At 54.6% G+C, this 12,926-nt stretch carries 8 protein-coding genes; 2 read left to right on the top strand and 6 right to left on the bottom strand.

The features are described 5' to 3' along the window. Positions 1-376: 376 nt before the first annotated feature. Positions 377-1,960, bottom strand: a complete 1,584-nt coding sequence (locus tag AAC019_RS10285) for a peptide chain release factor 3 (protein ID WP_339898744.1) — start codon at positions 1,958-1,960, stop codon at positions 377-379. 362 nt (positions 1,961-2,322) lie between these two features. Between AAC019_RS10285 and AAC019_RS10280 the strand changes: the two genes are divergently transcribed. Further along, positions 2,323-3,354, top strand: a complete 1,032-nt coding sequence (locus AAC019_RS10280; RefSeq protein ID WP_339898742.1) for a glycosyltransferase family 2 protein — start codon at positions 2,323-2,325, stop codon at positions 3,352-3,354. A 24-nt stretch (positions 3,355-3,378) separates the two neighbouring features. After that, the gene (locus AAC019_RS10275) at positions 3,379-4,296 is read left to right on the top strand and encodes a glycosyltransferase (protein WP_339898741.1); all 918 of its coding nucleotides are present in this window, start codon (positions 3,379-3,381) and stop codon (positions 4,294-4,296) included. A gap of 577 nt (positions 4,297-4,873) precedes the next feature. On the opposite strand, the gene AAC019_RS10270 is transcribed toward AAC019_RS10275, so the two are convergent. The 5 genes from AAC019_RS10270 to AAC019_RS10250 are packed head-to-tail and all read right to left on the bottom strand — an operon-like array spanning position 4,874 to position 12,926. Next, positions 4,874-5,794, bottom strand: coding sequence for a hypothetical protein (locus AAC019_RS10270; RefSeq protein WP_339898740.1), 921 nt, complete (start codon positions 5,792-5,794; stop codon positions 4,874-4,876). Next, the gene (locus tag AAC019_RS10265) at positions 5,791-7,626 is read right to left on the bottom strand and encodes a glycosyltransferase family 2 protein (protein ID WP_339898739.1); all 1,836 of its coding nucleotides are present in this window, start codon (positions 7,624-7,626) and stop codon (positions 5,791-5,793) included. Before AAC019_RS10265 ends, AAC019_RS10270 begins: the two co-directional genes overlap by 4 nt. 33 nt (positions 7,627-7,659) lie before the next feature. Further along, a complete protein-coding gene (locus tag AAC019_RS10260; RefSeq protein WP_339898738.1) occupies positions 7,660-9,135 on the bottom strand; it encodes a hypothetical protein in 1,476 nt (491 codons plus the stop codon). Positions 9,136-9,142: 7 nt separating this feature from the next. Next, positions 9,143-10,606: an MBOAT family protein gene (locus AAC019_RS10255; protein ID WP_339898737.1), complete on the bottom strand. Its 1,464-nt coding sequence runs from the start codon at positions 10,604-10,606 to the stop codon at positions 9,143-9,145. A gap of 37 nt (positions 10,607-10,643) precedes the next feature. Continuing rightward, positions 10,644-12,926, bottom strand: a complete 2,283-nt coding sequence (locus AAC019_RS10250; RefSeq protein ID WP_339898736.1) for a glycosyltransferase — start codon at positions 12,924-12,926, stop codon at positions 10,644-10,646.

Raw genomic sequence — 12,926 nt, 5'->3', positions numbered from 1 at the left:
ATCCGGGATCCAGCGACTTGGGACGGGGGACGGATGAAGGGGTACGGAGAACGGAGTGACTTCAAATAACAAAGCCACTAGATTCCCGCCTTCGCGGGAATGACGAGCTAAAATACGTTGGATTCCCGAACGGAGCCGGGAATGACAATCAAAGCACCCAACTTCACTACAACGTCATCCCGGACGTAGTGAAACGAAGATCCGGGATCCAGCGACTTGGGACGGGGGACGGATGAAGGGGTACGGAGAACGGAGTGACTTCAAATAACAAAGCCACTAGATTCCCGCCTTCGCGGGAATGACAGCATAAAAGGCGCAGGACTCGCGATCACCGCCGGGAATGACTACCAAGGCAAAGCCAACCCGGCGCAGTGGCTTAGTGCTCGCGGGTAGCCCTAAACAGCACGTCGGGGTAACGCTCTTCGGCCAGAGACAGGTTAACCCGGGTCGGCGCTAAATATGTTAAGTGCCCACCGCCATCGATACACAAGTTATCGGCACACTTACGCTTAAATTCTTCAAGCTTTTTAGGGTCATCGCAATCTGTCCAGCGGGCGGTGGCAATGCTCACCGGCTCGTAGATCGCCTCGACTTTGTACTCATCTTTTAACCGATACGCCACCACCTCAAACTGCAGCACCCCCACGGCGCCCACCACAATGTCGTTATTGTTAAGCGGAAAAAACACCTGAGTGGAGCCCTCTTCGGACAGCTGCTGTAAACCTTTTTGCAGCGCTTTGGTTTTAAGCGGATCTTTTAAGCGTATGCGCCGAAACAACTCGGGGGCAAAGTGCGGAATACCGGTAAACTTTAAGTCTTCACCTTCGGTAAAGGTATCGCCAATCTGAATCGTGCCGTGGTTATGCAACCCGATAATATCGCCGGCCACAGCCTCTTCTACCGATTCGCGGTCGCCGGCCATAAAGGTGACGGCATCGGATATTTTAACGTCTTTACCCAGGCGCACATGACGCATCTTCATGCCCTTGCGGTACACGCCCGAGCACACCCGCATAAACGCAATACGGTCGCGGTGGCGCGGGTCCATATTGGCCTGAATTTTAAATACAAAGCCACTAAACGCCTCGGCCTCGGCCTCGACAAAATGACTTTTGGTTTCGCGACCAATGGGCTTGGGCGCCCACTCGACAAAACCGTCCAGCATCTCGCGCACGCCAAAATTAGCCAATGCTGTACCAAAAAACACCGGCGTCAAACGGCCCGCTAAATACTCCTCCAGGTCAAACTCGTGAGTCGCCCCGCGCACCAGCTCGATCTCTTCGCGAATATCATCGGCATCACTGCCCAGCAGCTCAGTCGCCTCGTCGCTATCGAGCCCTTTGATTTGCGTATCAGGCGGAATCATATGGCCGTGGCCCGAGGCAAACACGTGGATAGTATCGGTGTAGAGGTTATAAACCCCTTTAAAATCGCGCCCCATTCCCAGCGGCCAGTTAATAGGCGCGGCGGCGATTTTCAGTACATCCTCAACCTCGTCCAGTACCTCAATCGGGTCGCGGATGTCCCGGTCCATTTTGTTGATAAACGACAAAATGGGGGTATCCCGCAAGCGACAAACATCCATCAACTTAATGGTGCGATCCTCAACACCCTTGGCCCCGTCAATCACCATCAACACCGAGTCTACCGCCGTCAAAGTGCGGTAGGTATCTTCCGAGAAGTCCTCGTGCCCCGGGGTGTCCAGCAGGTTAACAATGCGCTCTTTGTAGGGAAACTGCATCACCGACGAGGTCACCGAAATGCCCCGCTCCTGCTCCATCGTCATCCAGTCCGATTTGGCGTGGGGGCCGCGCTTGCCTTTTACCGAGCCGCCCACCTGAATAGCATTGCCAAACAGCAACAACTTTTCTGTAATGGTGGTTTTACCGGCATCCGGGTGCGAGATAATCGCAAAGGTGCGCCGCTTGTGGATATTTTTAAGCAGGTTAGCGTGAGACATAGTTTTAGATCTTAAGGCCAGGCGGCCCCTGCGGGCCAATAACGTAAGCGCGCCATTCTCCCTGAAATCGCAGCATTTCACAATTGCCAAACAGACACGGGGCTGGCATGTGATCACACAGGTGGTGTTAGAAGCCCCGCCCCCAAACCACGGCATTCATCACACAATAGTCTAAAAGCTTTGACGCTCGACACAAAACAATATAACAAACCGGGAACTTTGGGCCCGCGCCTTAGCAATTCATACGGCGCGCAGCTATAATAGAGCCTCTGCCAGAGCATTTGGCGGCCCCTACTGGCGCTGTAAAGCCCAAGCGGTTTACCCCGGTAGCTAAAGATGTACTTTTGAGGATCACCAGTAGCATGGAAGTGGTACGGCACGACACAAGCAATCAGGCAAACGCGTTTTTAACGCGGCAGCAAGGTCTTGGCCGGGCAGCCCGCCTGTCGCCACACAGCAAACCGGTTAACGATACCTCCCCCGCCAAAGTGGCCATTTTAATGGCCACCTACGACGGTCAGGAGTTCTTGTCAGAGCAACTTACATCGCTCCAGAACCAAACCCATCAACAATGGGATTTATGGGTATCCGATGACGGCTCCAGCGATAACACCCTGGACATCTTAAAAGCCTTTCAGGCAGAGTACAGCGATACCGCACTTAACATCACCAGCGGGCCGCAACAGGGCTTTGCCAGTAACTTTTTATCGCTAATCTGCAATCAGCGCATCCAAGCCGATTACTTTGCCTTTTGCGATCAGGACGACATCTGGGAGCCCAAAAAACTCGAGCGCGCACTCGCTAAGCTCGCCGATGTCCCCGAAGGCACTCCGGCACTGTACTGCTCACGTACCGCCCTCATCTGTGAAAAAGGCACACTGATAGGCGCCTCGCCACTGTTTCAGCGCGAGCCCTGTTTTGCCAATGCCCTGGTGCAAAGCATTGCTGGCGGCAACACCATCGTTATTAACAAAGCAGCGCGCGAGCTGTTAAGCCAGGTAGGCATGGTGGATATCGTCAGCCACGATTGGTGGGCCTACTTAATGGTTAGCGGCAGCGGCGGCAAAATTATTTACGACGACTACGCCAGTGTCCGCTACCGTCAGCACGCGCAAAACCTGGTAGGTGGCAGCGTAAGCGCCGCCGCGCGTATTAGACGCATCCATATGCTCTTGCGCGGGCGCTTTAAACACTGGAACAATCGCAATATCTCGGCACTGGTTCAGGCCGAGCATTTACTCACCGCCGAAAGCCACGCCATTTTGCAACAGTTTAAACAAGCCCGCAGCAGCTGGCTGCGTGCGCCCTGGCACCTGCGCCAATCGGGCATCTACCGCCAAACCCCAATGAGCAGCACAGCGTTGTATGTAGCCGCCGCCATGCGGCTGATGTAAGCGGTTGGGGTTTTAAATACGCTTGTGAACTACGACGTTGTCATCTGTACCTTTAACGGCGAGCATCATATCGCCGAGCAACTCGACAGCATCCTTAATCAGGCAATCCCCCCCGCACACATAATTGTTAGTGATGACGGCTCGGCGGACGCCACCTGCGCGCTGGTCACTCAGCGCGCCGAAGTATGCGCCACCCCCGTAACCCTACTGCAAGGGCCCAAACAAGGCATTAACCAAAACCTACTGTTTGCGCTGGGGCACACACAATCGCCTTACGTGCTAATCGCCGATCAAGACGATGTATGGCTCGACAATAAATCTACCTTGTTTAGCCAACAAATGCAGCACGACACAACACCGCACCTGATTTTTTCGGACGCCTGGATCTGGCAGCCTCCGGCAACGCCAGTGCAAACCCTGTGGCAACTGGATCAACTCGACCCGGGCAACATCCACAAACCGCAGCGGCTGGCTTTTCACAACTGCGTGCAAGGCGCCTCGGCGGCCCTCAACCGAGCGTTAATCGATAAACTGCTCTACCACCCCAACATGGTGATGTACGACTGGTGGATTGCCCTACTCGCCGCCACCCAAGGCCGCGTCAGCATTATCAACACACCCACACTGCATTACCGCCAACATCGCGCCGCGCAACTCGGCAGCCAGTCACTGCGTCACAACGGGCAAAGCTACTGGCAAAGCCGCCGGAGTAAAATTCAGGCCAGCCGGGCGATAATCCAACAAGCCGCCGCCTTCGGTGACACCTATAAAACCCAGCTCACAACGCACGACCGCGCGTTTTTTACCGGCTTAAGCCACGCGCTAAAAGGGGGCTACTGGCAAAAAATAAAGTTCTTAGTAACCCAACGCCCCTACCGCAAAAACCCAATCCGCACCGCCACCCTATGGCTCGCGATTCTAAGTACCGGCCCAGTGACTTAAAGGCGGGGGACGGGTGAAGGGGTACGGAGAACGGAGTAACTTCAAATAAAAAAGACGCTAAATTCCCGCCTGCGCGGGAATGACGGGATCGAAGACACTGGATTCCCGCTCGGAGCCAGGAGTGACAACAAAGATACCCAACCACGCTACAGCGTCATCCCGGACGTAGTGACACGAAGATCTGGGATGATGTGCAGGAAGCACAAATGCCGGCGGGAGCAGGGAGAGCCGGAGCCGGACCAGCGACTTCGAACAGATGCACAAATGCCGGTGGAAGCAGGGAAAGCCAGAGCCTGCCCAGCGACTTTGAACAAACGGTGCGCCCGTATCGGCAAAGTGCCACACCCAAAGACACTAGATTCCCGCCTGCGCGGGAATGACGGAGAAAAGCACCCAGTCACACTACAGCGTCATCCCCGCGAAGGCGGGGATCCAGCGACTTTGAACTAACAGTACCCCTGCTTCGGCAAAGTGCCACCCCCAAAGACACTAGATTCCCGCCTGCGCGGGAATGACGAGCTAAAATACGTTGGACTCCCGATCGGAGCCGGGAATGACGAAAAAGGAAGAGCTGCCCCTAAGGCCCGGTCAAAAACACATCCGTGTTGGCAATGCGCACGCGGCACTCGTGCATGTCCACTTCGTTATTGTGCAGGGTAAAGCCCACAAAACCATCGCGCTCGATGCCCCAGCCGGCCACAGCGGGTCGATACTCCACAGCTCTCGCCCGGGCCGCCACTTCATTGGCTTCGCCGTGCACTGCCTGCACCTCACCTGGCTCGGCGCCGGCCAACCAGCCCACAATTTTGTGCTTTAGCACCCGGGTAATCATCCCGCGCTGGATTGCCTTTTTATTTTGGTACAACGCATAGCGTTGCTCAAACAACGCTTTCGCCTGGGCATAAAGCGCCACGTCTTTATCGTTGGCCGCCAAAATAATCTCGCGATCTTCATCGGAGATTTTATGCTCGGCTTTAATATTGCGGCGGTGGGTATTAAGCGATAACTCTTCTACCTGCAACGATGGAAACTGATACCCCAGCAATGCTAACGAGTCACTGTAACGCTCGGTTAAGCCGATAAAACCAATCGCCGCCAAAGGCACTCCACTTAAGTGAGTAAACTGCCGGTTGCGGTGGGCGGGGCGCTTTAAATACTCCTCTATCGAGCCTTTGTAGCCAAAGTGTTTTTTGTTGTGCAGATAATCGGAGTAAGTGCGTTGCACCGGCTCGCGCACAAAGGCAATACAGCGTGAAACACCCGTCACCGGCGCATACTTGGTAAGCGGCACATGGCCGGCAATCAGACTAAACTGCGCCAGTTGCTCGCGCATGTCATAGACGGAGCCTTTATAAACCCCTTCGCGAATCAAATCGTGGGTTTCATCCACAAACCGGCCGTAATCGTAGGCAATCGCCTCGCTACCCAGTTTGTTCTCCAACGACTTTCTAAAAGAGGTTCCGGCGGTTTTGGGAACATGAATAAAGTTAAACGTCATACGCTCGCGTTCTCACTTAAACTAAAATCGGTTTTGGTGCGGCTAAAGTAAGGGGAATAGTAAGGGTCGTTTGCCAACACATCGGGCCACGTCGCCTGCATATACTCCACCTCACTGACAAATCGTTGGTACTTCTCGGGGGTGTCTTCTTGCCCGCGCGATTTAGACTCGTAGTGGTACAGCTTGGCGTAGGGGGTAAACACATTGTAGTAACCCGCCCGCATCACCTTGATACAAAAATCGACATCGTTAAACGCGATGGTCAGCTCTTTATCGTTTAAGCCGCCCACCTGATCCCACACCTCGCGCCGCACCATCAAGCAGGCGCCGGTTACCGCCGCTACGTTTTGGCGAATGGTCATGCGGCCAAAGTAGCCTGGGTGAGTATCGGCAAACCCCAGGTGCGAGTGGTTAGCTACGCCGCCAACGCCTAAAATAACCCCGGCGTGCTGTAGGGTGTCGTCATCGTACAATAGCTTGGGCCCCACGCAGCCGGTAAAATCGCGGCTCACTAAGCTCACCATCTCGGTTAGCCAGCTCGGGGTAATCACCTCGGTATCGTTATTAAGCAGCAGCACAATATCGCCGTCAGTATGCGCCACCGCAAAATTGTTAATGGCCGAGTAATTAAAGGGTTTGTTATAGGCTAAAACACTCACCCGCTCGTGCTTGGCCAGCTCGCCGATAATGTTAAGGCTCTCGGGCTCATCCGATTGATTATCCACCAGAGTAATGCGGTAATGGGGGTAATCACTTTTCTCTAACACCGACTGCACACAATTGCGTAACAGCTCGCCCTGGTTGCGGGTGGGGATAATAATATCCACCCAGGGCTTCGCCTCGGGTATCGCAAACGCTACGCGGTACGTATTGGGCAACTGACTTAAACCCACACTTGCCGCACCGCCAACCTGATCAAAATACCCCTCTAGCGCACGGCGGCCGGCATCAACGGTGTAAGATTTTTCATCGGCCGCGTAGGCGGTAGAGCCCGGCAAAGCGCGCCAGTGGTACAACACATAAGGCACGTGAATAATATTGCACCACTCGGATTGGGCGATAACCTTTAAAGCCAAGTCGTAATCCTGGCTGCCCTCCAGCCCCACACTAAAACCGCCCACCTGCGTTACCAAATCCGCCCGGTAAACACCTAAGTGCGAGATGTAATTGTTGCTGTAAAATAAGTCCGGGCTCCAGTCTGGCTTAAAGTGGGGCTGATAAAACTCCCCATCGGCATTGAGTTTGTCTTCATCGGAATAGACCACCGCCGCGCTGGGGTGGCGCGCTATCGCATCGGCCATGGCCAGCAGCGCGTGCTGGTGCAATAAATCATCCTGATCAAGCAGCGCCACATAGTCGCCAGTGGCCACCTCAAGCCCCGAGTTACTGGCCTTAGAGATATGCCCGTTCGAGCGCCGAAACACCGTTTTAATGCGCGGATCATCCAGCGAGGTTAAATAATCTTTAACCGCCGGGTCGGTCGATACATCATCAACCAGCACAAGCTCCCAGTTTTTGTAGCTCTGACCTAAAACGGAATCTACAGCCTCGGCCAGTAAGCTCACCTCGGGGTTATAAACCGGGCAAACAATGCTGATTTTAATACCGCCGCCCGACTGCTCTACCCGGGCCGCCCACTCGGGCACTTTGGCCGCAATGTGCGCGCTATAAACCACGGTACCATCGTGGTTGGTAGGCGCACTGGCGGGCCGATAAGCAAGCACCCGGTTTTGATACCAGCTTGCCAAAGTATGCGAGTTACGTAACTTCTGCCGCACCGAGGGGGGCAGGCTTTGAGCCATGGATCGCAACAGGCTCTTAATCGACTTCATCTACAACATATCCTTAAACATCAGTAGCCAACACTACTCCGAGAGCAGCTCTAGTTGGCGCAATAAAAACCGGCCCTGGTAAGCCACAGGGTCTAACCTTAACCCGTACGCAACATAGTCGGCAGGAACTCGCAACAGCACAGTATTCGGCCCCGGCGTCAGCACCCGAGTGTACGAGCGCTGCGGCGCAAACCCCTGCGCGGGTTTGTCGCGGTAAAACAGCTGCATCGGGGTACGGTGCTCAACCTCAAGGCTTATCCGCACCAGGCAGTCATCGGCGCAGCCCGCTAGCGTTGGCAACTCAATAATCGGGTCGCTATTGGCCGCCTCATAAACACTATCACCCATAGGTTGGATATTCTTTGCACCACTGCTCTGCCCGGTAAATTGCCACAGTACTTGCTGGTAATCATCGGCGGCGTTTAGCTCGGTAATCGATCGGGGGCCATGTCTAAAAACCTTCTCTCCCAAATGCCGCTCGGTATGAGTAATTAACACAATATCGGGCTTAAAGCGTTGCACCATATCAATAAGCTGTTTGCTATCGCCTAGGCCCTCAAAGTAGCTTTGATGCAACACCTCTTTAAAGGTTTTGTGCATATAGGGGCTAAGCGCATTACCAAACGAATCATGCAACCACAGTACCCGCTGCGGGTTTAGCGCACCGGGAGAGGTAAATACCTCGGCGCGTTTAAGCGACCCCACCGGATAAGACGGCCCCACGTAGTGCTGCTTACCCGTGTCAAAATGCCGGCCGGTCACGGGGGCGCCCGCCACCAAAATATTGTTATCGCGCAACAGGGGCTGCACCCCCAGCAGGCGGGCTAAATCCCCGGCTTTGGTGGCGGTAAAACTATCGGCGTCTGGCGCTGGCACCGTTTTAAGCTTACCCGGCAGGCTTTCAATTAGCTGCTGGTAGGCATAATAAGCGCCCAGCGCATTCCAATGGCTATCGGTTTTTAAATACAGATCGGGGCCGCCCGCTTTGCGCGCCAGCAGGTAAGGCACACTGTTAACCAGGTACTCATCAGGTGGTGACTGTAACGCCATAAACCGGTCCAGGCGCGTATCGCCCGCCGGGGTATCGGCGAGCTGCTCTGGGTACACCGAGTGTTTGTTACCCGCCACCTGAACCCTAAAGGTAATGCCCTGTGCGGCAAAGTACTGCCCCCACGCCTGACGGGTGCGGTGAATATCACGCAGCTCATCCAGCGAGCCATTAAGCTCGCCCATCGCATCCGAGTACACCAAACTGTAATTATCGCCGGTAAACAGCCAGCCGGGCTGGCCAAACCTGACAAACGCGGGCTTGCGAATAACACCTAAGGTAAACAACAGTCGGTCGGCGTTAAAATAATGCGTTTTTAGCTCGGCCATCGATGCGGGCCACTGGGGCTGCTTTACCTCAAAGCCCTGCACCTCGCCATCCAGCGCCGGCACAATAGCCACCAACGCCACGGCCGACACCAGCAGCAACCCGGCAAGCAAAAATGTCGCTATGTATCTCATGCTGGCCTCAAAAATTAAAATACAAAAAGTCGCTACCTACCGATGCCAGTAACAACAACACCGATACCGCAAACGCCAACGCCGCCCAAAGGGCATTGCCTACTGTGGGCTTAAACCGCCCTTTGCCGGGCTCTGGGCCGTTATAATCGGCAAGCTCTACCGAGTTAGGCAACCACAGGGTAGCCGCAAGCACCAGGGCCACACAGGTTAAAGCAACGCCCCCCATAATGCTGGTGCCAACCGCGGACGCCCGTGCCAGCACATCCACCCCCAACCACGGCCCCAGCGGTAACCCGTTAAGCCCCAGCATACCCCGATACACCCGCGCCGCATCGGCGAGGCTATCGGCCCTAAACAACACCCAGGTGGCATTGACAAACATAAAGGTTAACAGCCAGGCCGCCCAGCGCCACAGGCGCGTACCCAGGCGCTGCCAAAAATGACACACCACTAAAGCCACCCCGTGCAGCGCGCCCCACAACACAAAGCCCCAGGCGGCGCCGTGCCACAGGCCACCCAATAAAAAAGTCACCATTAAGTTAAGTGATACGCGACCACCGCCTGCGCGGTTACCCCCTAAGGGGATATAAATATAATCCCTAAGCCAGCGCGATAAGGTGATGTGCCAGCGGCGCCAAAAATCCCGAATACTAAGCGCTTTATAGGGCGATAAAAAGTTAAGCGGCAGTTTAATGCCAAACAGCAGCGCCGCGCCGATGGCCATATCGGTATAGCCAGAAAAATCATAGTACAGCTGAAGGGTGTAGCTCAGGCTTGTGCCCCAGGCATCCACAAAGCTAAGTGGCTCGCCGGCATCAAACCCGGCATTGGCCCACCGGGCAAAGGTGTCGGCAATGGCCAGCTTTTTAAACAAGCCGATACTGAAAATAAACAGGCCTTTGCAGACATTTAGGTAGCGCTCGTCGGACGTGGGGCGGGCCTTAAACTGCGGCATCATCTCACTGTGGTGCACAATGGGCCCGGCAATAAGCTGCGGAAAAAACGTAACAAACAAACAGTAATCTAAAAAGTTTACCCGCCCTACGTTGCCCCGGTACACATCCACCAAATAAGCAATTTGCTGAAAGGTATAAAAGCTAATAGCCAGCGGCAGTATTACTTGCTCGAGCGTAAAGCCCACACCGGTAAGCGCGCTGATATTGCCGCTAAAAAATACCGCGTATTTAAAATAACCCAGTAACAACAGGTTGGCCACAATACCCAGCACCAACCAGATTTTGGGCCGCAACCACTGGCCGCGGCTAATCGCCAGCCCAACGCCAAAGTTAACCAGCACCGACCCGACCAACACCCCTAAATACTCGGGCCGCCACCAAGCGTAAAAAAACAGCGAAGCCGCCACCAGCCAAATTTTTTGCCAGCGCAAACTACCCCACGCCGCCAAAGCCCAGTAGCCCAGCAGCACCAGCGGCAAAAAAGCAAAAATAAACTCGAGCGAGCTAAACAGCATTACAGGCGTCCAGACTTAGCGGCTATCATTAAATACATTACACACTAAGCCTCGGTAGCACGGCTTTTAGCAGCCCGGCAAGGCGCTGGTTGTATTCATCCTGCGTAGGCCACAGTGCCAATAGTTGCCGGGCGTTTTGCCCCATTCCCACCACGTCGGCGCCGGCAATAATATCCAGGGCGCCGTTCATGCTGTCTACATTTTGGCTGCCAAACGTAAAACCGTTTTGCCCGGGTACAATCATCTCGCGGGCGCCAAACACATCGCTGGAAATAAGCGGCAACCCGTAATACGAGGCCTCCAGCAAGGTAATCGGGAAGGATTCCATCTTAGAGAACGAGATAAACACATCCGCCCTCGCGTAATAGGGCGCTACGTTGTTTGTCTCGGGTACAAACTCCAGGCTTACATACTCATCGCGGCGCTGCCCGGCCATATCGCGCAGCTCGCTTAAATAATCGCCGCCACGGGCCCCCACTAACGTAAAACGCGCTTTAATGTCGCGGCTCTCCAAATGGTCCATGGCGTCAAACACCATCATCTGGTTTTTACGCTCGCAAATGCTGCCTACCGCTACAAACTCTAATACCTCGCCACGCTCGCGCTTAGCAGGTACGTCGGCGTCCGCTTCAAACGGGTTATACAAAATGGCAAAGTTGTTATTTTTTAAGTAATGCCGGTACGCATTCACCGTGTAGCGCGACACAAAAATATTAAAACTCGTCACCAATGATTGCGCTGCCCGGTCTACCCAGTAGCCGCCAAAGTGATCCAAATGCTCGTTAATGGATTCACTCTCATGGATATAGTTTATTTGCGGCAACTCGAGGCGATCGGACGCCGGGTAAGCCGCCGCCGCCGAAATAACCGTATTAGCGATCACAAAATCTGGCTCTACGCTGTGCAACCAGTGCTCGTAAGTCGCGTAAACATGATTGTCGGTTAGCAGTGCCCAGTCGGCCATGTAGACCTGCTCGGCCACCGCAGCAAACTCACGCTTTAACTTGCCATCTTCCAGTGCCGCCACATACACCTTCACGCCAGCGGCTTTTAGCTGCTTAGCCACGCGCAAGGCGACCTTAGAGGCACCCTCAAGCTTCATGTTGTGGGTAACCAACACGGCTTTTTGCGGCAGTGGTTGCGGTGCGCGCTCGTTGCACGGCAAGCGCGCGCCGGTTTCCGGGTCGAGCGGTAAGTTAAAGCGCGCGGCGCGTACGCTTTGCGCAAGCTGCCGGTAGGCCAGGGCAATGGCGACTTCCTCGCTGGGTTTATCGTTGCCCAAGCCTGTGCCACGGGAGTCACCCTCTACATGTAAGGCGCGAATATGGTTAACCGATAGGCACACTTTGCCAGCCGCCACTAAGCGATAACCCAAATCAACATCGTTGTAGGCGACGGCAAAATCCCGCTCGTTAAAGCCGCCCAGTTCGTCAAATAGGGCTTTGCGAATACTTAAACAGGCGCCGGACACAGCATCGCAGCTAATTGGCATAAGGTTTATAGCGCTTGATGGCAAACCCCGGCCATGCAAGCCAGGCATATTGTTGCGCTGCACACCACCAAAAATACCGGCGTTTTGCACCACATCGCCGTACCAATCTAAGCGCGGTGCGGCTGCGCCTATTTGCCGGTAGCGCTGCAGGGCCACAATAGGCGCAAGCGCCTCCCAGCTTATGTGCAAGTCATCGTTTAAAAATACCAGCGCATCGCCAGTGGCTATACCGGCCGTAAAGTTGCACACCTCGGCAAACGAAAAGCCTCCGCCGGCAAACTGGTAACTAAAGGGCCTGATTTTGCTAAATTCGCTCAGGTATTGTGCAAACAACTGGCCCGCGCGTAAAAAGTCGGTATTGTTAAGGGCAACTAATACCTCAACATGCTCGGGTGGCTGCAGCGCGCGCAACGCGTGTATCACGTTATCGGGCTTACAGCTGGGGATAATAATACTCACGCTAGCGGTTACCGGTGCCGCAAATAAGGCAAGGTAGGTGGCTTGCTCGCGCCGTTTGGCAAAACGCGGGCTGGGGGTTACCAACAGGTTAACGGCTTGCTCGGCATTTAACAGAGTATCGGCCACCAAATAGCTTAGGTACTCTAGCGGGGCCTTGCCTGTGTAGGCGCCAAAGCGCTCGGCCACGTCGGCAAAGTGCGCCTGCGGCAAAGCCAGCTCGACAAAGGCGCTGGCCAGACAAATATAATCGCCCTGCTCCCACTCAACAATATCGTTTAACACCGCTTGCGGCACGGTAAAATGCGCGTCGGAGTTATCGCGTGCGATGAGTGTGACACCCTGTACCGTTAGTTTATTGGTTGCTTGCAC

Origin of the sequence: uncultured Gilvimarinus sp. (assembly GCF_963975215.1) — a bacterium.
Taxonomy (GTDB): domain Bacteria; phylum Pseudomonadota; class Gammaproteobacteria; order Pseudomonadales; family Cellvibrionaceae; genus Gilvimarinus.
The sequence above is the reverse complement of the archived record's forward strand: the minus strand, read 5'-3'. Positions and strand labels throughout refer to the sequence as shown.

Bases quoted from the DNA above. Each gene is read 5' to 3' on its own strand.
- AAC019_RS10265 (WP_339898739.1), bottom strand. From the start codon at position 7,626: ATGAAGTCGATTAAGAGCCTGTTGCGATCCATGGCTCAAAGCCTGCCC.
- AAC019_RS10280 (WP_339898742.1), top strand. From the start codon at position 2,323: ATGGAAGTGGTACGGCACGACACAAGCAATCAGGCAAACGCGTTTTTA.
- AAC019_RS10285 (WP_339898744.1), bottom strand. From the start codon at position 1,960: ATGTCTCACGCTAACCTGCTTAAAAATATCCACAAGCGGCGCACCTTT.
- AAC019_RS10270 (WP_339898740.1), bottom strand. From the start codon at position 5,794: ATGACGTTTAACTTTATTCATGTTCCCAAAACCGCCGGAACCTCTTTT.
- AAC019_RS10255 (WP_339898737.1), bottom strand. From the start codon at position 10,606: ATGCTGTTTAGCTCGCTCGAGTTTATTTTTGCTTTTTTGCCGCTGGTG.
- AAC019_RS10260 (WP_339898738.1), bottom strand. From the start codon at position 9,135: ATGAGATACATAGCGACATTTTTGCTTGCCGGGTTGCTGCTGGTGTCG.